Annotated in this window: 18 protein-coding genes; 14 read left to right on the top strand and 4 right to left on the bottom strand. The window is 75.6% G+C overall.

Going from position 1 to position 25,061, the window contains the following annotated elements; all coding sequences use genetic code 11:
• Complete coding sequence (locus G5V58_RS21600) at positions 1-1,371, top strand: hypothetical protein (protein WP_165237161.1); 1,371 nt, start codon at positions 1-3, stop codon at positions 1,369-1,371.
• Positions 1,372-1,380: 9 nt separating this feature from the next.
• Here the strand turns inward: G5V58_RS21600 and G5V58_RS21595 are convergent, their stop codons facing one another.
• Both G5V58_RS21595 and G5V58_RS21590 read right to left on the bottom strand, forming a co-directional pair.
• Positions 1,381-1,845: a DUF1203 domain-containing protein gene (locus tag G5V58_RS21595; protein WP_165237159.1), complete on the bottom strand. Its 465-nt coding sequence runs from the start codon at positions 1,843-1,845 to the stop codon at positions 1,381-1,383.
• Positions 1,846-1,904: 59 nt separating this feature from the next.
• Entirely contained in the window at positions 1,905-2,738 is an 834-nt protein-coding gene (locus tag G5V58_RS21590) for an adenylate/guanylate cyclase domain-containing protein (RefSeq protein ID WP_230486829.1), read from the bottom strand.
• 72 nt (positions 2,739-2,810) lie between these two features.
• Between G5V58_RS21590 and G5V58_RS21585 the strand changes: the two genes are divergently transcribed.
• The 5 genes from G5V58_RS21585 to G5V58_RS21565 are packed head-to-tail and all read left to right on the top strand — an operon-like array spanning position 2,811 to position 9,920.
• Positions 2,811-4,076 carry an SWIM zinc finger family protein gene (locus G5V58_RS21585; RefSeq protein WP_165237157.1) on the top strand — a complete coding sequence of 422 codons (1,266 nt, stop codon included), beginning with the start codon at positions 2,811-2,813 and terminating at the stop codon, positions 4,074-4,076.
• Positions 4,073-5,455, top strand: a complete 1,383-nt coding sequence (locus tag G5V58_RS26485) for a DUF5691 domain-containing protein (RefSeq protein WP_165237154.1) — start codon at positions 4,073-4,075, stop codon at positions 5,453-5,455. The genes G5V58_RS21585 and G5V58_RS26485 overlap by 4 nt, the downstream gene beginning before the upstream one ends.
• A complete protein-coding gene (locus tag G5V58_RS21575) occupies positions 5,452-6,552 on the top strand; it encodes an ATP-binding protein (RefSeq protein WP_165237152.1) in 1,101 nt (366 codons plus the stop codon). The genes G5V58_RS26485 and G5V58_RS21575 overlap by 4 nt, the downstream gene beginning before the upstream one ends.
• A 13-nt stretch (positions 6,553-6,565) precedes the next feature.
• The gene (locus tag G5V58_RS21570) at positions 6,566-8,761 is read left to right on the top strand and encodes a DUF5682 family protein (protein WP_165237150.1); all 2,196 of its coding nucleotides are present in this window, start codon (positions 6,566-6,568) and stop codon (positions 8,759-8,761) included.
• A complete protein-coding gene (locus tag G5V58_RS21565; protein ID WP_165237148.1) occupies positions 8,754-9,920 on the top strand; it encodes a vWA domain-containing protein in 1,167 nt (388 codons plus the stop codon). The genes G5V58_RS21570 and G5V58_RS21565 overlap by 8 nt, the downstream gene beginning before the upstream one ends.
• Here G5V58_RS21565 and G5V58_RS21560 read toward each other — a convergent pair.
• Positions 9,907-11,070 (bottom strand): GAF domain-containing protein, encoded by a 1,164-nt coding sequence (locus G5V58_RS21560; protein WP_165237146.1) that lies wholly within the window; start codon positions 11,068-11,070, stop codon positions 9,907-9,909. The two genes, G5V58_RS21565 and G5V58_RS21560, sit on opposite strands and share 14 nt — an antisense overlap.
• A 78-nt stretch (positions 11,071-11,148) precedes the next feature.
• On the opposite strand from G5V58_RS21560, the gene G5V58_RS21555 reads away from it, so the two are divergent.
• Genes G5V58_RS21555 through recD form a run of 7 tightly spaced genes read left to right on the top strand, consistent with a single transcriptional unit; the run spans position 11,149 to position 23,848 of the window.
• Positions 11,149-12,978, top strand: a complete 1,830-nt coding sequence (locus G5V58_RS21555; protein WP_165237144.1) for a flavin-containing monooxygenase — start codon at positions 11,149-11,151, stop codon at positions 12,976-12,978.
• A gap of 33 nt (positions 12,979-13,011) precedes the next feature.
• A complete protein-coding gene (locus tag G5V58_RS21550; protein WP_230486828.1) occupies positions 13,012-14,364 on the top strand; it encodes an MFS transporter in 1,353 nt (450 codons plus the stop codon).
• An 18-nt stretch (positions 14,365-14,382) separates the two neighbouring features.
• Positions 14,383-14,868, top strand: coding sequence for a nuclear transport factor 2 family protein (locus G5V58_RS21545; RefSeq protein ID WP_230486827.1), 486 nt, complete (start codon positions 14,383-14,385; stop codon positions 14,866-14,868).
• Positions 14,869-14,908: 40 nt separating this feature from the next.
• Entirely contained in the window at positions 14,909-15,400 is a 492-nt protein-coding gene (locus tag G5V58_RS21540; protein WP_165237140.1) for a PGPGW domain-containing protein, read from the top strand.
• Between the two features lie 44 nt (positions 15,401-15,444).
• Complete coding sequence (recC, locus tag G5V58_RS21535) at positions 15,445-18,708, top strand: exodeoxyribonuclease V subunit gamma (protein ID WP_165237138.1); 3,264 nt, start codon at positions 15,445-15,447, stop codon at positions 18,706-18,708.
• The gene (locus G5V58_RS21530) at positions 18,705-22,052 is read left to right on the top strand and encodes a UvrD-helicase domain-containing protein (RefSeq protein WP_230486826.1); all 3,348 of its coding nucleotides are present in this window, start codon (positions 18,705-18,707) and stop codon (positions 22,050-22,052) included. Before recC ends, G5V58_RS21530 begins: the two co-directional genes overlap by 4 nt.
• Positions 22,049-23,848: an exodeoxyribonuclease V subunit alpha gene (gene recD / locus G5V58_RS21525; protein ID WP_230486825.1), complete on the top strand. Its 1,800-nt coding sequence runs from the start codon at positions 22,049-22,051 to the stop codon at positions 23,846-23,848. The genes G5V58_RS21530 and recD overlap by 4 nt, the downstream gene beginning before the upstream one ends.
• Here recD and G5V58_RS21520 read toward each other — a convergent pair.
• Positions 23,838-24,272, bottom strand: coding sequence for a hypothetical protein (locus tag G5V58_RS21520; RefSeq protein ID WP_165237134.1), 435 nt, complete (start codon positions 24,270-24,272; stop codon positions 23,838-23,840). The genes recD and G5V58_RS21520 overlap by 11 nt on opposite strands.
• 152 nt (positions 24,273-24,424) lie before the next feature.
• On the opposite strand from G5V58_RS21520, the gene G5V58_RS21515 reads away from it, so the two are divergent.
• Positions 24,425-25,030, top strand: coding sequence for an ACT domain-containing protein (locus G5V58_RS21515; RefSeq protein WP_165237132.1), 606 nt, complete (start codon positions 24,425-24,427; stop codon positions 25,028-25,030).
• The last annotated feature ends 31 nt before the right edge of the window (positions 25,031-25,061 follow it).

Here is a 25,061-nt window from a genome sequence, read left to right as displayed (position 1 = left end):
GTGCTCGGACCCAAGGCCCAGCAGCTCAAGGCGTACGTGCAGCACTCGCGCCCCGAGGACCTGGACGACGCCAGCACCGAGTGGAAGAAGGGCGCCGACCTGCTCAGCAAGATCGCCGAGCAGGTGGCCACGAAGGGGCACTCCTTCGGCAGCGACGACCGGTTCAGCGGTGAGGCGGCCTCGGCCGCGTCCAAGGCGTTCACGCACTCGGCGCAAAAGATGCAGAAGCGCTCGGAGCAGATGAAGCAGGGCTCGGAGGCGTTCACCCACGCCGCCGAGGACCTGCGCCACGCCAAGAAGCAGGTCGCCGAGCTCGACAAGCACGCCGACAAGCAGCCGCCGACCCAGCCCTCGGACCTCGGTGACGCCAAGGCGCAGAGCAAGTTCCAGACCGACAACAAGTTGTTCTGGGACCACTACGCCGACAGCGAGACCGCGGCGGACCACGCCATCACGACCCTGGACAACCACCACCAGAAGCGGGCCGAGGTCTTCCAGAGCATCCACGGCGAGCCGCCGCCCCCGCCGCCGCCGACCAACCCCGGCACGCCGAGCACGCCCACGGGCACCCAGCCCCCGGTGGGCCCGACCGGTCCCGGCGGCAACCCGGGCGAGCCGCACCCGCCCAAGCCGCCGAAGCCGCAGCCGCCCGTGCCCCCGATCCCGCCGGAGCCGCCGGTCCCGCCCCAGCCGCCCCAGCCTCCGCAGCCGCCGAACCCGACGCTGCCCAACCCGACGCAGCCCCCGGTCGACCCGTCGACGCCGCCGACCGGCCACCCGCCGTACGGCACGCCGGCCGGCCCCGGTGGTCCGCTCTCGCCTACCCCGACCATCGCCAACCCGGGTGTCTCCGCGCCCGGCGGAGGGGCCGGGGCCGTGGGTGGCCTCGGTGCCGCTGCCGGCGGCGCGCTCGGCGGCGCGGCCGCGGCCGGCCTGGCCGGTGGTCTCACCGGTGGGCTGCAGCCCGGCCTGGGTGGGCTCGTGCCCGGCTCGGCCGGTGGACGCGGGATCTCCGCGGCCGGCGTGCGCGGCATCGGCAGCACCGGTGCGCGCGGCGCGGGTGCCGGCTCGGTCCTGGGCCGCGGTGGCGGCGCGGGCGGCGGCGCGCGCGGGGCCGGTGCCGGCGGCACCGGCGGTCGTGGCACCGGCGGACGCGGCTCCGGTCGCGGCACGGGTCGTGGCGGTCGCGGGAGCGCGGCCGGGCGAGGCGCTCGGGGCGCGGCCGGCGCGCGCGGCGCTGGCGCTGGCGCCGGTGCGGGTCGCGGTCGCGGTCGAAAGGACGACGAGCGCCGCGGCGAGGAGCGCGACCTGTTCGACGACGGCAAGGACTGGGTCGACGACGAGGACGCCGCACCGGGCGTGCTGGACTGAGGCTCGGGGCTACGCCGCGGTGGCGGCGAAGCTCCAGCAGCCCGCGACCACGTTGCGGGCGTGCACGCACTCGACCCGTTCGTCGGCGACCAGCGCCTCGAGCGCTTCGGCGAGCCCGCCCGGCTCGACCACGCGGTGCAGGTCGTAGGCCTGCCGGCGGTCGTGACCGTAGACGCGCAGCACCTGGCGACGCTCGTGGAACTGCGGCGGCAGCGTGCCGTCCGGTGGGCCGGGGCAGCCCGCGACGTGCACGACGACCGGCCCGGTCTCGGCGTACGCACTGCGCCAGGGGAACGGCGAGAACGCCACGACCGCGATCTGGTCGCCCGGGACCGAGTCGGTGAGGCAGCAGCGCAGGGCCCAGCCGCCATCGTCGTCCTCGAACGGCGCCACCCGGTTGCCGGCGTGGTCGACGCAGCGGTGCAGGAGGTCGGCAAGGGCGTCCGGGTCGGCCCCGGTGATGCGGTAGGTCATGGTCGTCAGGGTGGTCCCACGGCCCCTGCCGGTGCTGGCGGGAAACGGACGGCGAGGCGTCAGGGTCGCGACCACTCGACGGCGACCACCTGGTGCTCCCCGGTCAGCCCCTTGAGCCGGACCTCGCGGGGCTCGGCGAGCGGGAGGTCGTCACAGTCGGCCACGGCGTCGGCGACGGCGCCGCTGAGGAGGATCTCGCCGCCGTCGGCCAGGGCGGCGACGCGGGCGGCGTGGGCGACGTTGCGGCCGAAGATGTCGTTGTCGCGGTGCACCACGTCGCCGTGGTGGATGCCGATGCGGACGAGCACGGGGTTCGGGCCCTTGGTCCGGCCGCGCTCGAAGGCGCGCTGCACGGCGACGGCGCTGCGCACGGCCTGCTCGGGAGCGGCGAACGCGGCCATGAAGCCGTCGCCCTGGGTCTTGACCACGTGGCCGTCGAACCGCTCGATCGCCGAGCGCACGGCCGCGTCGTGCCGGGCCAGCAGGCGCACCCACTCCCGGTCGCCGAGCCGCTCGTTGAGCTCGGTCGAGCCCTCGATGTCGGAGAACAGGATCGCCACGCTGCCGTCGGGGCCGGCCAGCTGCACCAGCGCCGGGCGCTCGACCTGGGCCCAGCCGGCCAGGTCGTCGATCGAGCTGCGGAGCGCGCCGCCGAGTCCCTGCTCGCGGACCCGGTCCACGGTCTCCCAGACCGCCTTGACCGCCTCGTCCGGCGTCGGGACCAGTCGGCGCGGGCGCGGCCTGCGGCCGGTGCCCTCCAGGGCCGTGGCCAGGTCGCCCTCGAGCACGCGCTGACGTCGTCGGCCCCGCAGCCACAGCACGGTCAGGACCACGCACGCCGCACCCTCGAGCGAGACCGCGACGACGAAGACCACCAGCGCCCCCGTGCCCACGACGGCATGGTGGCAGAAGCACCCCGGCGGTGGGCGCCCGCTGTCGGAGCGGTCGAGGATGATGGAGCGACCATGCCCCGGTGGAACCTCGCGTCGGTCGAGAAGGCCGCGCCCGACGCGGCCTCGCTCAAGGCTGCCCACCGGCTGGCCGTGCCGGGGCCGTGGTCGGACACCGGCAGCAGCGAGACCCTGGTGTGGGGCAAGTGCCAGGGCTCCGGCCGGCAGCCCTACCAGGTCAGCATCGACCTCACCGGGCCGGCGTACCGCTGCAGCTGCCCGAGCCGGAAGTTCCCGTGCAAGCACGCGCTGGCCCTGCTGCTGCGCTGGGTGTCCGGGCACGGTGAGATCGGCGCCGGCGACCCGCCGCCCTTCGCCGAGCCCGCGGCCGAGCGGCCGGCGCGGACCACCAAGCCCGTCGACCCCGAGGCGCGGGCGAGGCGGCAGGCCGAGCGGTTCGCACTGATGAGCGCCGGGATCGGTGACTTCTCGCTCTGGCTGGCCGACCTGGTGCGCAGCGGAACGGTCCAGGCGCGACGCCAGCCGTGGGGCTGGTGGGACTCCGCCGCGGCCCGGCTGGTCGACGCGCAGCTGCCCGGGCTGGCCGACCGGGTCCGGACCATGGGCTCGGAGGTGAGCCGGCGCGAGGACTGGGCCGACCACCTGCTCAGCGAGCTGGGGCGCTGGTGGTCGGCGGTCCGCTCCTGGGAGCGGTGGGACGACCTCGACGAGCGCACCCGCGCCGACCTCCGCGCGTACGTCGGTTGGCCGCAGGCCTCCGAGGACGTCCGGGCCGGCGAGACGCTGACGGACGCCTGGCTGGTGCTCGGCGCGCACCGCACCGACGACGGACGCCTGCTCCAGCAGCGCACCTGGCTGCGCGGCGAGGCGAGCGGCGAGGTCGTGCAGCTGCTGGACTTCGCGGCCGGCGGCAACCCGCTGCCCATCGCCCACCTCGCGGGCTCGACGCTGGAGGCCACGCTCGCGCTCTACCCCGGCAGCCGCCCGCGGCGCGCGCTGGTCGTGGACGAGCCGGTGGTCCGGGAGACGCCGGCCGCGCTGCCGGCCGGCGGCAGCCTCGCCGACGGGCTGGACGCCCTGGCCGCGACCGTAGCCGACAACGCGTGGGGCGGGCGGGTGCCCGTCGTGCTCGAGGCCGCCGTGCTGCCGGGCCAGGTCGTGGACGCCGCCGGTGCCGCCGTCCCGCTGCTGGCCGACGCGACCCCGTGGGCCGCGCTGGCCCTGACCGGCGGCCGGCCCACCACGCTGGTCGGCGAGCTGGAGCGGACCGGCTTCCGGGTGCTGAGCGTGGGCACCGACACCGGGCTGGTGGCGGTGTGAGCGAGCGCGTCGAGGGGGTGGGCTCGTGGTGGGAGGAGGTGTCCGCCGCGGCGCTCATCGGCACGGCGCGCCGCCCGGTCCCGGCCCTGCCCGCCGCGCTCGGAGCGGGTCGTCCCGACGCGCCCCGTGAGGTCGCGCTGCTCGACGCCGCCGCCCTGGGCAGCGCGCTGCGCCGCGCCGGCGTGCGACCGGGGGAGCCGGAGGCCGTCGACCCGGCCGCGCCCGACGACCGGCCTGCGGCACCCGCCCGCGCGGTGCAGCTGCTCGAGCTGTTGGTCCGCCAGTCGCCGGTCGGGCCGCACCTGGCCCCCGAGCTGGTCCGGCGGTGGCTGGAGGCGGCCGACGTGGCCGGCGCCCGCCTGCCGCACCACCTGCTGCCCGAGCTGCTCGACCTGGCCAGCGGCCGGACCGACCTCCGCCCCGGCACCCGCCGCGTGGCCGACCAGCGCGGCGCCTGGCTGGCCGCGGCCAACCCGGTCTGGGCGTGGCTGCCCGAGGAGGAGCAGCCGGTGGCCGACGGCGGTGACGTCCGCGCGCTCCTGGCCGAGACCTGGGACCGGGCCACCGCCGGCGGCCGGGCCGAGCTGCTCGACCGGCTCCGGCCGGTCGTCGCTCCCGAGGACGAGCCGCTCCTGGAGCGCGCGCTCGACGACCGGTCCGCGCGGGTCCGCGAGCTCGCCGCGGGCCTGCTCGACGCGCTGCCCGGCTCGGCGCGGGCCGCGCGGATGGCCGCGCGCCTGCGGCCGCTCATCACGAGCGGCGGCCTGCTCCGCAGGACCGTCGACGTCGAGCTGCCGGGTGATCCCGATCCCGCGGGCGTGCGCGACGGGCTGGTCCGACCCAAGCGCGTCGGCTCGGTCCGGGGCTGGTGGCTCCAGCGGCTGGCCGCCGGCGCGCCCCTCGACGTCTGGGGCGAGCCGAGCGCGTGGCGCCGGCTGGCCAGCCAGGACGCCAAGGTCGGCATCGCCGAGGCCGTGCTGGCCCGCCGCGACACCACCTGGGCGGCCGCCCTGGTCGAGGACGTCTGGCACCCCGACCTGGTCGCGCTCGTCCCGCCCGAGCAGCGCGACGCGGTCGCGGCGAGCCAGCTGGCCCGGGCGACGTCGCCGCAGCAGGTCGTCGTGGTGGTCAACGCGGTCCCCGCGCCGTGGGGGCCCGTCTTCAGCCGTGCGGTGCTCCAGCGGCTCGGCTCGGACCGGCAGCCGGCGCTCCTCCTGGGCCAGCTCGGCACCCGCCTGGCCACCGGGCTCGACCCGCTCGCCCGCCCGGCCCTCGAGGCGTGGGCCCGCACGCTCGACGACCCCGGCGCCCGCGACCGGGTCAGCCGCGTGATCCAGTACCTCACCCTCGTCACCGAGATCCCGGAGGCCTTCCGATGACCGTCACGCCCGACCTGCCCACGGATCTGCTCCGCGCCCACGCCGAGGACGAGTACGCCGCCGAGCTGGCCGCGCTCGCGGCGGCCGACGACCGGCCCCGGCCGCCGCGGTGGCGGCTGTCGCCGTGGGCCGTCTCGACGTACCTCCTCGGCGGCGAGCTCCCCGACGGCACCACCATCACGCCGAAGTACCTCGGCGCGCGCCGGCTCATCGAGGTCGCCGTGGCCAGCCTGGCCACCGACCGTGCGCTGCTGCTCCTGGGCGTGCCCGGCACGGCCAAGACCTGGGTGAGCGAGCACCTGGCCGCCGCGGTGTCCGGCGACTCCACGCTCGTGGTCCAGGGCACCGCGGGCACGCCGGAGGAGTCGCTGCGCTACGGCTGGAACTACGCCCGGCTGTTGGCCGAGGGGCCGAGCCGCGACGCGCTGGTCCCGAGCCCGGTGATGCGGGGGATGCAGGCCGGTGCGGTGGTGCGGATCGAGGAGCTGACCCGCATCCCCGCCGACGTCCAGGACGCGCTCATCTCGATCCTGTCCGAGAAGGCGCTGCCGATCCCCGAGCTCGACGACGAGGTGCAGGCGCTCCAGGGGTTCAACGTCATCGCCACGGCCAACAACCGCGACAAGGGCGTCAACGACCTCTCCTCGGCGCTGCGCCGCCGGTTCAACACGCTGGTGCTGCCGCTGCCGGACACCCTCGACCAGGAGGTCGAGATCGTGCGCACCCGCGTCGCCGCGATCGGGCGCTCGCTCCAGCTGCCCGCCGACGTCGAGGCGCTGTCGGAGATCGAGCGGGTGGTGACGATCTTCCGCGAGCTGCGCTCGGGCCGGACCGCCGACCAGCGCACCCAGCTCAAGTCGCCGAGCGCGACGCTGTCGACCGCCGAGGCCATCTCGGTGATGACCAACGGCGTCGCCCTCGCGGCCCACTTCGGCGACGGCGTGCTGCGGGCGGCCGACGTGGCCGCCTCCCTGACCGGCGCGGTGGTCAAGGACCCGGTCCAGGACCGGATCGTGTGGCAGGAGTACCTCGAGACCGTGGTCAAGGACCGCGCGGAGTGGACCGACCTCTACCGCGCCTGCCGGGAGATCGGCTGACCGTGGGTGAGCAGTGACCGACCTCGAGGTCCTCGGCGTGCGCCACCACGGACCGGGCTCGGCCCGGTCCGTGGCCGGCGCGCTCGCGGAGCTCGAGCCCGACCTGGTCGTCATCGAGGGCGCGCCCGAGCTCGACGCGCTGCTGCCGCTGGCCGGCCACCCCGACCTGGTCCCGCCGGTGGCCGGGCTGGTGTACGCCGTCGACGCGCCCCGCCGCGCGGCCTTCTACCCGCTGGCCGTCTTCTCGCCGGAGTGGGTGGCCCTGCGCTGGGCCCTCGCGCGCGGCGTACCGGTGCGGTTCGCGGACCTGCCCGCCGCGCACTCGCTCGCCGAGCACGACCGCGCGGAGGGGCGAGGGTCCGACGCCATCGCCACGCTGGCCCGGGTGGCCGGCTACGACGACCCCGAGCGCTGGTGGGAGGACGCGGTCGAGCACCGCGACAGCTCGACGCTCGAGCAGTTCGCGATGATCCGCGAGGCGATGGCCGAGGTCCGCGCCGGCGACGACGACGACACCGAGAACCAGCGCCGCGAGGCTGCGATGCGCCGGGTGCTGCGGGCCTCGCTCAAGGAGGGGTTCGCCCGGATCGCGGTGGTGTGCGGCGCCTACCACGCCCCGGTGCTGCACCCCGACGCGTTCCCGCCGGCCACCCACGACAACCGGATGCTGACCAGGCTGCCGCGCACCAAGGTCGCGGTGACCTGGGCACCGTGGACGGCCGACCGGCTGGCCACGGCGAGCGGGTACGGCGCCGGCGTCACCTCGCCGGGCTGGTACCAGCACCTCTTCGTCACCTGGGAGCAGGACCCAGCCGCCGTCGTGCCGTCCTGGCTGACCAGGGTGGCCCGCGCGTTGCGCGACGAGGGGCTGCCCGCGGCACCGGCCACGGTGGTCGAGGCGGTCCGGCTGGCCGAGGCCCTGGCCGCCGTCCGCGGCCGCCCGTCGGTCGGGCTGAGCGAGCTGACCGACGCCACCCGGTCGGTGCTCTGCGAGGGCTCCGACGTGCCGCTGGCCCTCATCGACCGCCGGCTGGTGGTCGGCGAGCAGCTCGGCTCGGTTCCCGACGAGACGCCGATGATCCCGCTGGCCCGCGACCTGGACCGGCTCCAGCGCTCGCTCCGGCTCAAGCCGTCCCCGACGCCGACCACCGTGGTGCTCGACCTGCGCAAGGAGAGCCAGCGCGACCGCTCGGTGCTGCTGCACCGGCTGCGGCTGCTCGGCGTGCCGTGGGGCACGCCGGCCGACGCCGGCCGCACCACCGGGACGTTCAAGGAGGGCTGGCAGCTGGAGTGGCGCCCGGAGTTCGCGGTGTCGCTGGTCGAGGCCGGGCTCCACGGCACCACCGTCGTGTCGGCGACCACCGCGCTGGTCTCGGAGAGGGCCCGCGACGCCGCCGACCTCGACGCCCTCGGCGCGCTCGTCGAGCAGTGCTTCCTGGCCGACCTGCCCGAGGCCCTGGACGAGGTGGTCACCGCGCTCGCCGCCGCGACGGCCCGCCAGCAGGACGTGGTCGGGCTCCTCGAGGCCATCGAGCCACTGGCGCGGACGCGGAGGTACGGCGACGTGCGCGACGCCGACACCGGCCGGGTCGCCGAGGTCCTCGACACGGTCGTGGCCCGCGCGTCGGTCGACCTGCGGCCGGGCTGCGCCTCGCTGGACGACGACGCGGCCACCCGGATGCGGGCGGCCGTCGACGCGGCCCAGCGCGGCATCAGCCTGGTCCAGGACGAGCCACCGGTCTGGCGCGAGGCGCTGGTCGCGGTGGCCGCCGACGACGGCGTGCACGGCCTGGTCTCCGGCCGGGTGAACCGGATCCTGCTCGACCTCGGCGTGCTCACGTCCGAGGACGCGGCGGCGCGGCTGAGCCGGCGGCTCTCGGTCGGCACCACGCCGATCGCCGGCGCCGCGTGGCTGGACGGCTTCCTCGAGGGCGACGCGGTGCTGCTGCTGCACGATCCGGAGCTGCTGCGGATCGTGGACGAGTGGGTGACCACGGTGGCCGAGGACTCCTTCGAGGACCTGCTCCCGCTGCTGCGCCGGACCTTCGCGCGCTTCGCGGTGGCCGAGCGGCGCCGGCTCGGCACCCGCCTGCGCCAGCTCGGCGAGGGCGGCCCCGCGCCGCTCACCGCAGCGGCCGAGTGGGACGTCGAGCGCGCGCTGCCCGCCGTACGCCGGGTGGCCGAGCTGATCGGACTGACCCGTGGCTGAGGACCGGGACCGGCTCACCCGCTGGCGGCTGGTGCTGGGCGGTGAGGACGCCGACGGCACCGGCGTCGGCGGCGGGCTCGAGGCCGAGGACCTCGAGCGCGACCGCGCGCTGTCGGAGCTCTACGACGGCGACCGGCGCGGCGGCATGGGCACGAGCGCGCCGCGGGTGGCGCGGTGGCTGGGCGACATCCGCACCTACTTCCCGTCCTCGGTGGTCCAGGTCATGCAGGCCGACGCCATGGACCGGCTCGGGCTGCACCAGCTGCTGCTCGAGCCCGAGCTGATGGAGGCGGTCCAGCCCGACATCGGCATGGTCACCACGCTGGTCGGGCTCAACCACGCCATCCCCGAGGCCAGCCGCGCCACCGCTCGTGCCGTCGTCCGCACGGTCACCGACCAGCTCGAGGAGCGGCTGCGGGCCGAGACGGTCCAGGCCGTGACCGGTGCGCTCAACCGCGCCGCACGCACCCGCCGACCGCGCGCGGCCGACATCGACTGGGGCCGGACCATCGCGGCCAACCTCAAGCACTACCTGCCCGAGCACCGCACGGTCGTGCCCGAGCGGCTCGTCGGCCACGCCCGGCGCACGACGCGGGTCGAGCGACACGTCATCCTCTGCGTCGACCAGTCCGGGTCGATGGCGGAGTCGGTCGTCTACTCCAGCGTCTTCGGGGCGGTCCTGGCCTCCCTGCGCTCGGTCGAGACCAGCCTGGTCCTCTTCGACACCGAGGTCGTCGACCTCACCGACGAGGTCGACGACCCGGTCGACGTGCTCTTCGGCGTCCAGCTCGGCGGCGGCACCGACATCAACCGCGCCATCGCCTATTGCCAGGGGCTGGTCCGCGACCCGGTCGACACCGTCTTCGTGCTCATCAGCGACCTCTACGAGGGCGGGATCGCCGAGGAGATGCTGCGGCGAGCGGCCGAGGTCGTGGGCTCCGGCGCGACCATGGTGGCGCTGCTGGCGCTGAGCGACTCCGGTGCGCCGTCGTACGACGTGGAGCACGCCGCCGCACTGGCCGGCATCGGCGTGCCGGCGTTCGCCTGCACCCCCGACCTCTTCCCCGACCTGATGGCGGCGGCCATCGAGCGCCGCGACCTCGGCCAGTGGGCGGCCGCGAACGACGTGGTCACGGCGGCGCCGCTCAGCGAGGAGTGAGCAGCACCCCGTCCGCGAGCCGGTAGGGACCGGTCGCCACCAGGGCCCCGACCACGCGTCGCAGCCGCGAGACCTCGGCCCGCGCGGTGACCACGTGGGCGTCGTCGCCGAACAGCCGGGTGCTGAGCACGGCCGCGGTCATCGGCCCCGTGGCCAGCAGTCGCAGGATCTGGGCGTGCCGGGGGGTCAGCACCGCCCGCCACGCGCCGCCGTCGGCGTGCACCTCGAGCACGGTGCCGGTCAGCGTGGCGTGGATGGTGGTGGCCCGGTCGTGCGGACGCACCAGCCACCCGGCGCCGAGCCGCTCGGGCAGGCAGAGCCCGAGGCCGGGGACCGCGACGGGCCGGTCGGCCTGGGGCACGTCGATCCGGTCGCGGACGGCGACCCCGGTGCGGTGGGCCACCCACCCGTGGTCGTCGACGACGAGCAGCGGCCCGGACGTCGTGCTGACCACGGACTCGGTCGAGCGGCGCAGCGCCTCGAGCCCCTCCTGGTGCTGGCGCCACAGCGCGCCCTCGGCCAGCCGGACGGCGCTCTCCACGAGCGCGCCGATGGCCGGGTGCAGGGTCAGCGCGGGACCGCTCACGTCGACCACGCCGAGCAGCGTGCCGTCGCGCGGGTCGTGGACCGGCGCGGCCGTGCAGTACCACGGGTGCTGCTGCGCCTCGAAGTGCTCGGCCGAGAACAGCTGCACCGGCGCCGCCTCGGCCAGCGCGGTGCCGATCGCGTTGGTGCCGACGACCTGCTCGGTCCAGTCCATGCCCTCGAGGAAGCCGAGCCGGTCCGCGGTCCGCTGCACCCGCGCCGAGCCCTCGCGCCACAGCACCACGCCGTCGGCGTCGGTCACCACGACCAGGAACATCGAGGCGTCCGCGACGCTGGTCAGGACCCGGCGCAGCTCGTCGACGACCAGCGAGAGCCGCGACGTACGACGGCGGCGCTCGAGCTCGGCGGTGGGCAGCGGCCGGCGCTGGTTGACCCGGTCGGCGGCCAGGCCCAGCCCCATGACCCGGGCCCAGGAGCGGGCGACCAGGGCCCGCGGCCGCTCCGGTGGCCGCGCGCCGGAGAGCACCGCGTCGTGGATGCGCACCAGCTCGCGCGCGTGCTGCGACAGGTCGGTGCCCGGCGCGACCGCGCCGAAGGAGGGCATGACCCAGTGTGACGCCGGCCACGTCGCAACTCAATGCAACCCTGTCCTCGCCCGACCCCGGAGGCGTCTGCTGACGCCATGACCCAGACCGAGGAGCGGCCCAGCGCCGCGACCACCGCCGACGACCGGGCCACGGCCTGGTTCGCGGCCTTCGAGGACGCCCTCCGTGCGCGCGACGTGGACCGGGCGTCCAGCCTGTTCGCCGCGACCAGCTTCTGGCGCGACCTGGTCTCCTTCACCTGGAACCTCAAGACCGTCGAGGACCCCGGCGGCGTCGCCGACCTGCTCACCCAGACCCTCGAGGCCACCGACCCGAGCGGCTTCGCCCTCACCGAGTCGGCCACCGAGGAGGACGGTGTCGTCACCGCGTGGTTCCGCTTCGACACCGCGGTCGGCCGCGGCGTCGGGCTGGCCCGGCTGGTCAGCGAGGACGGCCGGGACAGGGCCTGGACCTTCCTCACCTCGCTCCAGGAGCTCAAGGGCCACGAGGAGCCGCGCGGCACGAGGCGGCCGATGGGCGCCCAGCACGGCGCGGACCGTGACCGGCAGACCTGGAAGGAGCGGCGCCAGGAGGAGGCGGAGTCGCTGGGCTCGACCACCCAGCCGTACGTGCTGGTGGTCGGCGGCGGTCAGGGCGGCATCGCGCTCGGCTCCCGGCTGCGCCAGCTCGACGTACCGGCCCTGGTCATCGACAAGCACCCGCGCCCCGGCGACCAGTGGCGCAACCGCTACAAGTCGCTGTGCCTGCACGACCCGGTCTGGTACGACCACCTGCCCTACCTCAAGTTCCCCGACAACTGGCCGGTCTTCGCGCCCAAGGACAAGATCGGCGACTGGCTCGAGTCCTACGTCACCACGATGGAGGTGCCGTACTGGTCCTCCACCGTCGCCACCTCCGCGACGTACTCGGAGGAGACCGGGGAGTGGACCGTCGAGGTGGAGCGCGAGGGCCAGCCGCTCACCCTCCGTCCGCAGCAGCTGGTGCTCGCCACCGGCATGTCCGGCAAGCCGAACATCCCGACGCTGCCCGGCCAGGACGCCTTCCGAGGCGACCAGCACCACTCCTCGCAGCACCCCGGCCCCGACGCGTACGCCGGCAAGAGGTGCGTCGTCATCGGCTCGAACAACTCGGCCTTCGACATCTGCGGGGCGCTGTGGGAGCACGGCGCCGACGTGACGATGGTGCAGCGGTCCTCGACGCACATCGTGAAGTCGGACTCGCTCATGGAGTACGGCCTCGGCGACCTCTACTCCGAGCGTGCGCTCGAGGCCGGAGTGACGACCGAGAAGGCCGACCTGATCTTCGCCTCGCTGCCGTACCGGATCCTGCACGAGTTCCAGATCCCGGCGTACGAGGCGATGGCGGAGAAGGACAAGGACTTCTACGAGCGGCTCGAGGCGTCCGGCTTCTGGCACGACTGGGGCGACGACGGCTCGGGGTTGTTCATGAAGTACCTGCGCCGCGGCTCCGGCTACTACATCGACGTGGGTGCCGCCGACCTGGTGGCCAACGGCGACGTGAAGCTGGTGCACGGCCAGGTCACCCACCTGACCGAGGACTCGGTGGTGCTCGACGACGGCACCGAGCTGCCCGCGGACCTGGTCGTCTACGCGACCGGCTACGGCTCGATGAACGGCTGGGCCGCCGACCTGATCTCGCAGGAGGTCGCCGACCGGGTCGGCAAGGTGTGGGGGCTCGGCTCGGACACCACCAAGGACCCCGGACCGTGGGAGGGCGAGCAGCGCAACATGTGGAAGCCGACCCAGGTCGAGAGCCTGTGGTTCCACGGCGGCAACCTGCACCAGTCGCGGCACTACTCGCTCTACCTCGCGCTCCAGCTCAAGGCGCGGCACGAGGGGATCGCGACGCCGGTGTACGGCAAGCAGGAGGTGCACCACCTGGCTTGAGCTCCACCGCGGTCCACGTCCTACCGTGGCGAGGTGACCGCGACCGAGGAGCCGGCGACCACGCCGCTGCTCGCGGCGCCGTACCGCTCGGCGACCATCGGCATGGTCGGGCTGATCTTCCTGGCCGCCTTCGAGGCCCTCGCGGTCACCACGATCATGCCGTCGGTCAGCGCGGACCTGGACGGTCGGGCGTGGTTCTCAGCAGCGTTCTCGGCGACCCTGGCCGCGAGCGTGGTGGGCATGGTCGCGGGCGGGCTGTGGGCCGACCGCACCGGGCCGCGGCGGCCCCTGGTGGTCTCCACGCTGGTCTTCGTGCTCGGGCTGCTGCTGGCCGGGCTGGCGCCGAACATCGAGCTCTTCGTGGCCGCGCGGTTCCTGCAGGGGCTCGGCTCGGGCGCGGCCATCGTCGCGGTGTACGTCGCCGTCGCGCGGATCTTCGCGCCGGTCGACCACCCGCGGATCTTCGGTGCCTTCGCGGCGGCCTGGGTGATCCCCTCGATGGTCGGCCCGACGCTGGCCGGGGTGGTCAACGACACCGTCGGCTGGCGCTGGGTCTTCCTCGGGGTGGTCGGCCTCGCGCTGCTCTCCGCGGTCACCCTGGTGCCGGCGCTGCGCACGATGGTCGACGACCCCTCGCCGACGCCGGTCGCCACCGGCGGCCGGCTGGTCCTCGCCGTCGTCGTCGCGGGCGCGGTGGTGGTCCTCGACCTGGCGGGCCGGGCCTCGGCGGCCCTCGGCTCGGTCGTCGCCGCCGGGGCGGTGGTCGTCGTGCTGCTCGCCGTACGACCCCTGCTGCCGGCCGGCACCCTGCTGCTGCGCCGGGGCCTGCCCGCCGTCGTCGCGCTGCGCGGCGTGATCGCGGCGACGTTCTTCGCCACCGAGATCTACCTGCCCTACCTGCTCCAGGAGCAGTACGACGTCCGCCCGTGGCTCTCCGGCGCCACGCTCACCGTCGGCGCGCTCGGCTGGTCGGCCGCGTCCGAGGTCCAGGCCCGGCTGGGCTCCCGGCTCACCCACGCCGCCGCCCTGCGGACCGGCTCGACCCTCCTCGCCGTGGGCGTGGGCGCCGAGCTCGCCGCGGCGGCCCTGCGGCTGAGCCCCGTGCTCATCGGTGCGGCCTGGGTGCTGGCCGGGGCCGGCATGGGCCTGATGTTCCCGCGCATCACCTCCGCCGTCCTGGCCGCCTCGTCCGAGCGCGAGCAGGGCGGCAACTCCGCGGCGGTCTCGATCTCCGACGCGGTCGGCGGCGCCACCGCCATCTCGCTGTCGGGGCTGCTGTTCACTGCCGTCGGCACCTCGGCCGACCTCGCGCCGTTCCTCGCCGCGCTGACGCTCACCACCGCGCTGGCCGTGGGCGCGGTGCTGGTCTCGCGGCGCACCGGCTGAGCCTGGTTGGATCGCGGGGTGCACCGCGCCGAGGAGATCACCGAGGCGTACGCCGCCCTGCACGCCCGGGTCCAGCAGCACGCCGCGAGCGGCGACTGGACCGGCTTCGCCGACAGCTTCACCGAGGACGCGACGTACGTCGAGCACGCCTTCGGCACCTTCCGCGGCCGCGAGGAGATCCGGGCCTGGTCGGTGCGGACCATGACGTCGTTCCCGGGCTCGGTGATGACCGGCTTCCCGCTGGCCTGGCAGGTGGTGGACGCGCCGACGTCGCGACTGATCTGCGAGGTGCGCAACCTGATGCCCGACCCCGGCGACGGCACGGCGCTGGAGGAGTCGAACCTGACGATCATGACCTACGCCGGCGACGGGCTCTTCGCGCGCGAGGAGGACGTCTACAACCCGCTCCGCTTCGCCCGGATGTCGGTGCGGTGGGCGCGCATCGCGGAGGCCCACGGCCGCCTCGACGACGAGGGTCGTGCGTACCTCGAGCAGTTCGGCTGAGGTCCACACCGGTCTTGCCCCGCTCTGGCAGGCTCACCCCATGAAGGGCGCAGCCAAGCGGGTCGGTCTCGAGGCCGTGGGCTGGCTCCTGGTGGTGGCCGGCATCGCGGCACTGATCCTGCCCGGACCCGGCCTGCTCATGATCGCCGGCGGGCTCGTGATCTTGTCCCAGCAGTACGAATGGGCCGAGCGGCGCGTGGAGCCGGTCAAGCGCGAGGCCCTCAAGGGCGCCGCCCGCTCGGTCGAGACCTGGCCCCGGGTGGTGGCCACCGCGCTCATGGCCGTGCTCATCGCGGCCGCCGGCGTGCTGTGGTTCGTCGGCCCGGCGATGCCGGGCTGGTACCCGCTCTCGGAGAAGTGGTGGCTGCCCGGCGGCAAGGCCACGAGCATCTCGCAGTTCCTGTCCGCGATCATCGTGGTCGTCCTGCTCGTCTGGAGCTTCCGCAAGTTCCACGGCAAGCCCGAGGAGATCGAGAAGGTCGTCTCCTCGGCCTCCGAGGACGACGACCGCAGCGGGTTCTGGGGCAGCTGACGACGCCCCCCGCGTCTGTCGGACCCTCCGCCTAGGGTCGTCCCGTGGTGCTCCACCTCCACCGCGCCCCGCGGACCGACCTGCTCGCCGATGCCCTCGGCGAGCTGTTGTCGACCCCGCTGGGCGACCCGTTCGCGACCGAGCTGGTGCTGGTGCCCGCGCGCGGGGTGGAGCGGTGGCTGAGCCAGCGGCTGTCCCACCGGCTCGGCACGTCGTCCGGCGGCGCGGACGGGGTGTGCGCGGGCGTGGAGTTCCGGTTCCCCCGCTCGCTGGTCGCCGAGCTCACCGGCACCCGCGACGAGGACCCGTGGGCGCCCGACGCGCTGGCCTGGCCGCTGCTGTCGGTGCTCGACACCTGTCTCGACGAGCCGTGGGCGGCGACACTCGCGGCGCACCTCGGGCACCGCGACACCGGCGACGAGGCGGAGTTCCGGCGCGGCCGGCGCTACGCCGTGGCCCGGCGCCTGGCCGGCCTCTTCGCGTCGTACGCCGCCCAGCGGCCGCAGCTGCTCGCCGACTGGTCGACGGGGCGCGAGACCGACGGGCTGGGCGGCGAGCTCGACGCCGACCTGCGCTGGCAGCCACCCCTGTGGCGAGCCCTGGCCGCGAGCGTCGACGCCCCCGTGCCGGCCGCGCGGCACGCCGCGACGCTGCGGCGCCTCAGCGACGGGCCGGCCGACCTGCCCGAGCGCCTGTCGCTGTTCGGCCACACCCGGATGCCGGCCACCGAGATCGAGCTGCTGCGCGCGCTGGCCACCCACCACGACCTGCACCTGTGGCTGCCCCACCCGAGCGCCGACCTCTGGGCTCGGCTCGGTGCGGCGGCCGGCCCGGTGCCACGGCGCGCCGACCACAGCCACCGCGAGGTCCGCCACCCGCTGCTGGCCTCGCTGGGCCGCGACCTGCGCGAGCTCCAGCGCGGGCTCGGACCGGCTGCTCACGACCAGGCGGTGCCGGCCGGCGACCTGCCCGACACCCTGCTCGGCCGGCTCCAGTCCGACCTGCGCGCCGACCAGGTGCGACCGGCCGGTCGCCGCCACGACCCGGCCGACCGCTCGGTGCAGGTGCACCGCTGCCACGGCCCGGCCCGGCAGGTCCAGGTCCTGCGCGAGGTGCTGCTCGGGCTGCTCGCCGACGACCCGACCCTCGAGCCGCGCGACATCCTCGTGATGTGCCCCGACATCGAGAGCTACGCACCGCTCATCACCGCGTCGTTCGGCCTGGGTGACGTCGTCGAGGGCGGCCACCCCGCCCACCGGCTGCGCGTCCAGCTGGCCGACCGGTCGCTGACCCAGACCAACCCGCTGCTGGGGGTGGCGGCCCAGCTCCTCGACGTGGCCGGCAGCCGGGCCACGGCCAGCGCGGTCCTCGACCTGGCCCAGAGCCCGCCGGTGCGGCGCCGGTTCGGCTTCGTCGACGACGACCTCGACACCCTGGCCGACTGGGTCCGCGAGGCCGGCGTGCGGTGGGGCTTCGACGCCGCGCACCGCGAGCCGTTCGGCGTCCGCTACCTGCAGAACACCTGGCGCTTCGGCCTCGACCGCGTCCTGGTCGGCGTGGCCATGTCCGACGACTCCCAGGCCTGGCTCGGCACCGCGCTGCCGCTCGACGACGTCGGCAGCAACCGGGTCGAGCTGGCCGGCCGGTTCGCCGAGTACGTCGACCGGCTGGTCGCCGCCACCGACCGGCTCACCGGGACCCGGCCCCTGGCCGACTGGCTCGACGGGCTGGTGGCCGGCGTGGCCGACCTGACCCGCGTCGACGGCGACGACCAGTGGCAGGTCGGCCAGGTGCAGCGCGAGCTGGCCCGTGTCGGGGTCGAGGCGGGCGAGCGCGGGGCGAGCCCGCTGCGGCTCACCGACGTCCGCGCGATGCTCGAGGACCACCTGGCCGGGCGGCCCACCCGCGCCAACTTCCGCGCCGGGAGCCTCACCGTCTGCACCATGGTGCCGATGCGCTCGGTGCCGCACCGGGTGGTCTGCCTGCTCGGCGTGGACGACGGCGTCTTCCCGCGTCAGCGCACGGTCGACGGCGACGACGTGCTGGCTCGCGAGCCGGTGACCGGCGAGCGCGACGTGCGCGCCGAGGACCGCCAGCTGCTCCTCGACGCGATCGGCGCCGCGACCGAGCGGCTGGTCGTCACCTACACCGGGGCCGACCCGCACAGCGGGCAGGAGCGACCGCCCGCCGTACCCCTCGGCGAGCTGCTCGACGCCCTCGACCGCACCACCGAGGCGCCGGTGCGGGCCGACGTCGTCGTCAAGCACCCGCTCCAGGGCTTCGACCTGCGCAACGTCGAGCCCGGGCGGCTCGGCACGCCCACGCCGTTCACCTTCGACCCCCAGATGCTGGCCGCCGCGCGCGCCGTCACCGGACCGCGCCAGGACCCGCCGGCGTTCTTCGAGCGGCCGCTCACCGAGCCGGCCGCCGGCGTCGAGGAGATCGCGCTGGCCGACCTGGTCCGCTTCTTCGGCCACCCGGTCAAGGGCTTCTTCCGGGCCCTCGACCTCACCCTGCCCTGGGACGTCGACGCGGTCAGCGACGCGATGCCGGTCGAGATCGACCAGCTGGAGACGTGGGGCGTGGGCGACCGGATGCTCGACGACATGGTCCGCGGCATCCACCCCGACACCGCCCGCGAGATCGAGTGGCGCCGCGGCGCGCTGCCGCCCGGCCAGCTCGGCTGGCGCAAGGCGACCGAGGTCCGCGAGACGGCGATGAACCTCGCCCTCGCCGCGCTCACCCACCGCCAGGTCGAGCCCAAGGCCTACGACGTCGACGTCGCGCTGCCCGGCGGCCGGCGGCTCACCGGCACCCTCACCCCGGTGTACGCCGACCGGCTGGTCTCGGTCGGCTACTCCCGCCTCGACGGCAAGCACCTGCTCGAGTCGTGGGTCCGCCTGCTGGCCCTGGCCGCCGGCCACCCCGACCACAACTGGACCGCGCTCACCATCGGCCGGGCGCCGCGCGGCTCCCAGGCCGCCCAGCGACTGCTCGGCCCGCCCGGCGACGAGCCGCTGAAGCTGCTGAACGGCCTGGTCGAGCTCTACGACGAGGGTCGCCGCGCGCCGCTGCACCTGCCCCTCAAGACGTCGTTCGCCTGGGCCTCCGCGGCCCGGATGGGCCAGGACCCGCGCCCCGAGGCGCTGAAGAAGTGGAAGTCCAGCCGCTACCCCGGCGAGGACGCCGACGCCGCGCACGTCCGGGTCTGGGGCGAGCACGCCGACCTCGACGACCTGTCCGAGCTGCCGGCCCTCGCCGAACGGCTGTGGGCCCCGCTGCTCGACAGCGAGCGGGGGCCCCTGTGACCCGGCCCCCGACCACGGGTCCGTTCGACCTCCACGCCCCGCTGCCCGAGGGGCCGACCACGACCGTGCTCGAGGCCAGCGCCGGCACCGGCAAGACCTACGCGCTCGCTGCCCTGGTCACGCGCTACGTCGCCGAGGGCCGGGCCCGCCTCGACGACATGCTGCTCATCACCTTCAGCCGGGCCGCGAGCCAGGAGCTGCGCGAGCGGGTGCGCCGGCAGCTGGTCACCGCGGCCGAGGCCCTCGACGACCCGAGCCGCGCCGACGACGAGCTCCTCCGCGCCCTCGTCGCGGGGCCGCCCGAGGAGCTGGTCGAGCGGCGCCGCCGGCTGGGCGACGCCCTGGCGGCGTTCGACACCGCGACCATCGCCACCACCCACCAGTTCTGCCAGCTGGTGCTGCGCTCGCTCGGCGTGGCCGGCGACACCGACGCCGGCGTGACCCTGGTCGAGAACCTCGACGACCTGGTCGGCGAGATCGTCGACGACCGCTACCTCCAGCGCTTCGGCGACGACCGGGAGACCCCGGTGCTCACCCGGGCCCAGGCGCTCGAGCTGGCCCACGAGGTGGTGCGCAACCCCCGCACCCGCCTGACGCCCACCGACCCGCTGGCCGAGACCACCGCGGGCGTGCGGCGCGCCTTCGCCGACGAGGTGCTGCGCGAGCTCGAGCGGCGCAAGCGGCTGCTCGGCGTCCTCGGCTTCGACGACCTGCTGTCCCGGCTGGCCGTCGCCCTCGAGGCCGACGACGCCCCGGCCCGCGATCGGATGGCCCGGCGCTGGTCGATCGTCATGGTCGACGAGTTCCAGGACACCGACCCGGTGCAGTGGGAGGTCATCGAGCGGGCCTTCCTCGGCCGGGTCACGCTCGTGCTGATCGGCGACCCCAAGCAGGCCATCTACGCCTTCCGCGGCGGTGACGTGGTCACCTACCTGCGCGCCCGCGAGGCCGCCGACGCGCTGCTCACCCTCGACACCAACTACCGCTCCGACGCGCCGCTGGTCCAGCGGCTGCTGCGCGTGCTCGACGGCGCCGCGCTCGGCCACCCCGACATCGTGGTGCGACCGGTCGAGGCCGACCGGACCAGCCACCGGCTCGCCGACGCACCGTGCAACGACCCGTTCCGGCTGCGCGTGGTCTCCCGCGAGTCCTTCGGCATCCGCGGCACCCGCACCATCCCCATGGACGAGCTGCGGCCGTTCATCGCGGCCGACCTGGCCGCCGACGTGCGCGCGCTGCTGGCCTCCGACGCGACCTACGACGACGGGGCCGGACCCCGCCCGGTCCAGGCCCGTGACGTGGCGGTCATCGTGGAGAGCCACCGCGACGCGCGGGCCTGCCGCGACGCGCTGGCCGCGGCCGGGGTGCCTGCGGTCTACACCGGTGACACCGACGTCTTCGCCTCCCAGGCCGCCGCCGACTGGCAGTGCCTGCTCGAGGCCTTCGAGCAGCCGGGCCGGGCCGGGCTGGTGCGCGCCGCGGCGACCACCATGTTCTTCGGCCGCACGGTGGCCGAGCTCGCCGCCGACAGCGGCGACCGGCTCACCGACGAGGTCGCCGAGACCCTGCGCCGCTGGGCCGACCACGCCCGGGCCCGGGGCATCGCGGCGGTCCTCGAGGCGGCGTACGTCGCCGGCATGGCCACCCGCGTCCTCGCCCACCGCGGCGGCGAGCGCCACCTCACCGACGTCGAGCACCTCACCCAGCTGCTGCACGAGGTGGCCCACCGCGACGGGCTCGGGCTGCCCGCGCTGCTGCAGTGGCTGCGCGACCAGCGCGAGGAGCGGGGCGGTGCCGCGGAGCGCAACCGGCGCCTCGACCGCGACGCCGCGGCGGTGCAGATCATGACCGTGTGGGTCAGCAAGGGGCTGCAGTACCCCCTCGTCTACCTGCCCTTCGCCTTCAACCGCAACGTCCGCCTCGGCGAGGCCGTGCTCTACCACGAGCCCGACGACACCCGCTGCCTCGACATCGGCGGCTCCGGCTCGCCGGGGTACGCCGCAGTCACCGCGAAGGGCCGCGCCGAGGCGGCCGGCGACGACATCCGGCTGACCTACGTCGCGCTCACCCGCGCACAGTCGCAGGTCGTGGCCTGGTGGGCGCCGTCGTGGGACGAGGTCAACGGCGGGCTGTCCCGGCTGCTGCGCGGCCGCGTGCCGCGCCAGGCCGCGGTGCCGGACTCCCTCGACCCCAAGGTCAGCGACGCCGAGGCCCTGGAGCACCTGCGCAAGTGGGAGGGCGTCGGCGGCCCGCACCTCGAGCGCGCCGAGCCGGCCCGCGACGTGCCCGAGCCCCCGTCGTCCGGCCCACCGCGCGGGCTCGGCGTGCGCCGCTTCGACCGGGCCATCGACGTGGCCTGGCGCCGCACGTCGTACTCCGCCCTGGTCCGCGCCGCCGAGGAGACCGTCGGCGTCAGCTCCGAGCCCGAGCTCTCGGCCCGCGACGACGAGCTGGTCGAGGAGTTGGCCGACGAGTCCTCGGACGGAGGAGTCGTGGCGGCCGCCCCGGACACCGAGCCCGACTCGGTGCCGTCGCCGATGGCCGACCTGCCCTCCGGTGCGGCGTTCGGCTCGCTGGTCCACGGCGTGCTCGAGGTGGCCGATCCGCACGCGCCCGACCTCGAGGCCGAGCTGCTGCGCCACGTCGAGGAGCAGCGCGTGTGGTGGCCGGTCGCGGCGCCGCCCGCCGAGCTGGCCGCGGCGCTGGTCCCGCTGCACCACACCCCGCTCGGGCCGCTGGCCGACGGGCTGACCCTGGGCGAGCTGGGGCTGGCCGACCGGCTCTGCGAGCTCGACTTCGAGATCCCGCTGGCCGGCGGCGACGCCCCGTCCGGCCCCGACGTCGCGCTGGCCGACGTGGGCGAGCTGCTGGCCGAGCACCTGCCGGCCGACGACCCGCTGCGCCCCTACGCCGACCGCCTGCGCACGCCGGCGCTCGGTGGCCAGCCGCTGCGCGGCTACCTGTCGGGCTCCATCGACGTGGTGCTGCGGGTGCCGGGGCCGCGCTACCTGGTCGTCGACTACAAGACCAACTGGCTGGGGCCGGTCGACCAGCCGCTCACGGCGGCGGCGTACTCCCGCCCGCGGCTGGTCGAGGCCATGCTCCACTCGGACTACCCGCTCCAGGCGCTGCTCTACGTCGTCGTCGCGCACCGCTACCTGCGCTGGCGCCAACCCGGCTACGACCCGGCCACGCACCTCGGCGGCGTGCTCTACCTCTACGTCCGCGGCATGTGCGGGCCGCAGACGCCGCAGGAGGACGGCCACCCGGCCGGCGTGTTCTCCTGGCGGCCGCCGGTGGCGCTGGTGACCGCGCTGAGCGACCTGCTGGACGGTGCGGCGTGACGGTGGTGACGCCGGACCCGACGGCCGGTCTCGACGACGCCCACGACCCGCGGTTGGCCCGCGGCGCCGAGGGGCTGTTGCGCACCTTCAACGAGGCCGGCGTCCTCGACGCCGCGGACGTGCACGTGGCCCGGCGGCTCTGCGCGCTGGCCGAGGAGGACGACGAGCGGGTCGCGCTGGCCGTGGCCTGCGTGGTCCGCGCGGTGCGCGGCGGCTCGGTCTGCGTCGACCTGGCCACGGTGGCCGACGTCGACCCGGTCCCCGACCTCCCGTGGCCCGAGACCGACGAGTGGCACGCCGCCGTCACCGCCAGCGCCCTGGTCACGGCGCCCGCGCCGGTGCTGCGGCTGCTCGAGCACGAGGGGGTCCGGCTGCTCTACCTCGACCGCTACTGGCGGGAGGAGGAGCAGGTGCACGCCGACCTGGTCGGCCGTCCGTCCGGCACGGCTCCGCCGGCCGAGGCGTGGCTGGCCGCGGCGCTCGACCGGGTCTTCCCGCCCGAGGGGTACGACGAGCAGCGCGCCGCCGCCCGCGTCGCCCTGACCCACGCCACCACCGTGCTCACCGGCGGCCCCGGCACCGGCAAGACCACCACCGTCGCGGCGCTGCTGGCCCTCTGTGCCGAGCAGGCGTCGCTGGCCGGTGCGCCGCCGCTGCGCATCGCGCTGGCCGCGCCGACCGGCAAGGCCGCCGCCCGGCTCCAGCAGGCCGTCGAGGAGGAGGTGGCCAAGCTGCCGTCCTCGGACCGCGACCGGCTGCTCGGCGTACGCGCCGTCACGCTGCACCGGCTCCTCGGCGCGCGCCCGGACACCGCGTCGCGGTTCCGCCACCACCGCGACAACCGGCTGCCGCACGACGTGGTCGTGGTCGACGAGAGCTCGATGGTGTCGCTGACGATGATGGCCCGGCTGCTCGAGGCCGTGCGGCCCGGTGCCCGGCTGATCCTGGTCGGCGACCCGTTCCAGCTGGCCTCGGTCGAGGCCGGCGCCGTACTCGCCGACCTGGTCGAGACCGTGCAGGAGACGACGCAGGTCGGCGTGGCGGCCCTGATCACCTCGCACCGCTTCGGCGCCTCCATCGGCGAGCTGGCCGAGGCCGTGCGGACCGGCGACGCCGACCGCGCCGTCGAGCTCCTCGAGGCGGGCGGCGACCACGTCCGCCTGGTCGACACCGACGACAACGCCGCACACGTCCGGGCCCTCGTCGTGCCGCACGCCCTCGACGTGCTCCGCGCGGCCGAGGCCGGCGACGCCGCGACCGCCCTGGCGCTGCTCGACCGGCAGCGGCTGCTCTGCGCCCACCGCGAGGGCCCGTTCGGCGTCCGCCAGTGGAACGCGCAGGTCGAGCGCTGGCTCGGCGAGGAGACCGGCGAGCCCGTGCACACCCAGTGGTACGCCGGCCGCCCGCTCCTCGTCACCGCCAACGACTACGGCCTCGGCGTCTACAACGGCGACACCGGCGTGGCCGTCCGCGCCCCCGCCACCGCCGCGACCCGCGGCCTGCGCGCCGCCGTCGCGGGCAGCGCCGGCCTCCTCGACCTGGCCCCCAGCCGCCTCGGCCAGGTCGAGACCATGCACGCCCTCACCATCCACAAGAGCCAGGGCTCCCAGGCCGACGAGGTCGTGGTCGTCCTGCCCCCGCCCGACTCCCGCCTGCTCACCCGCGAGCTCTTCTACACCGCCCTCACCCGCGCCCGGCAGCGTGTGGTGGTCGTGGGCTCGCCGGCCGACGTACGAGCCGCCGTCGACCGCCGCGCTCTCCGCGCGACCGGCCTGCGCCAACGGTTCAACCGCTGAGCTTCGGGTAGGCCGCCCGCACCTCGCGCCGCAGCACGCAGACCGCGATCCCCGCCAGCAGCACGGCACTCACGAGCTGGGCGACGACGAACCACCACGGCAGCTCCCGAGTGGCGCTGACGAACACCACGGTCCCGAGCGGCGCCAGCACCGAGATCACCGCGAGCCGCAGCCACGAGCTCCGCTTGCCCTGGGCCATGCCGCGCAGCAGGGCCAGCAGCACGAAGCCGCCGACGGCGAAGACGCCGGCCCGCAGCACCACGGTGGCCTCCGCGTCCCGCGCGATGCTTCCGTGTGCGACCAGGACGACGACCAGCACCACGACCAGGACGACGTCGTTCCACACCACGAAGCCTCGTGCGAGCGTGCGGGCCCGCGCCAGCGCCTGCGCCACCGCGCCCTGCGCGGCCACGTCCTTCTCCATGCCCCGACGCTCGCAGCCTGCGTCGCACCCGGACAGAGACCGCGGCACCTGCTCGAGCAGACGAAAGGAGGAGCCGCGAGCGCCCGTGGTCGCGTTCCGGAGGGCGAGCCGGCCGCAACAGCAGCGTCACGCAGGTGCCCTAGGGTCGAGGAGTGCCGTTCCTGCTGCGTGTCGAGCTCCCCGACGTCCCGGGGTCGCTGGGCCGCGTCGCGACCGCGATCGGTGAGGCCGGCGGCGACATCGAGGCCATCGAGATCGTCGAGAAGGGTGACGGCACCGCGGTCGACGACGTGCTCCTGGAGATGCACGGCGGCGCCATGCCGGACTCCATCGTCTCGGCCTGCAACACCCTCGACGGCGTGCAGGTCATGTGGATCAGCCGGTACGCCGCCGGCGGCAACCTCTTCCTCGACCTCGAGGTCGTCGAGGAGCTCACCACCGACCCGGAGCAGGCCCTCGACCGCGTGGTCGACCTCCTGCCCGTGGCCTTCCGCGCCGACTGGGCCCTGCGCGTCCACCGCAGCCAGGGCGTCGTCCACCGCACCGACGCCGCCCCCACCGACTGGCCGTTCCTGGAGATCGAGCGCGCCTCCCGCGTCGACGTCGACGGCGACGAGGTCAACCTCTACGCCGGCGCCCGCATCGACGGCAACGACGTCGTCGTCCTCTGCCGCCGGGGCGGACCCGAGTACGTCGAGTCGGAGCTCGCGCGCCTCGGCCACCTCGTCGGCCTCGCCGCCTCCCTCGCCCGGCCCTGACCGCGCGGCTGCCGCCCCGCCGGCCCGCACC

This window comes from Nocardioides anomalus (assembly GCF_011046535.1).
In the GTDB taxonomy this organism is placed as follows: domain Bacteria; phylum Actinomycetota; class Actinomycetes; order Propionibacteriales; family Nocardioidaceae; genus Nocardioides; species Nocardioides anomalus.
The sequence above is the reverse complement of the archived record's forward strand: the minus strand, read 5'-3'. Positions and strand labels throughout refer to the sequence as shown.

Coding starts and splice junctions, on each gene's coding strand:
- G5V58_RS21595 (WP_165237159.1), bottom strand. CDS start 1,845: ATGACCTACCGCATCACCGGGGCCGACCCGGACGCCCTTGCCGACCTC.
- G5V58_RS21585 (WP_165237157.1), top strand. CDS start 2,811: ATGCCCCGGTGGAACCTCGCGTCGGTCGAGAAGGCCGCGCCCGACGCG.
- G5V58_RS21575 (WP_165237152.1), top strand. CDS start 5,452: ATGACCGTCACGCCCGACCTGCCCACGGATCTGCTCCGCGCCCACGCC.
- G5V58_RS21560 (WP_165237146.1), bottom strand. CDS start 11,070: ATGCCCTCCTTCGGCGCGGTCGCGCCGGGCACCGACCTGTCGCAGCAC.
- G5V58_RS21555 (WP_165237144.1), top strand. CDS start 11,149: ATGACCCAGACCGAGGAGCGGCCCAGCGCCGCGACCACCGCCGACGAC.
- G5V58_RS21540 (WP_165237140.1), top strand. CDS start 14,909: ATGAAGGGCGCAGCCAAGCGGGTCGGTCTCGAGGCCGTGGGCTGGCTC.
- G5V58_RS21520 (WP_165237134.1), bottom strand. CDS start 24,272: ATGGAGAAGGACGTGGCCGCGCAGGGCGCGGTGGCGCAGGCGCTGGCG.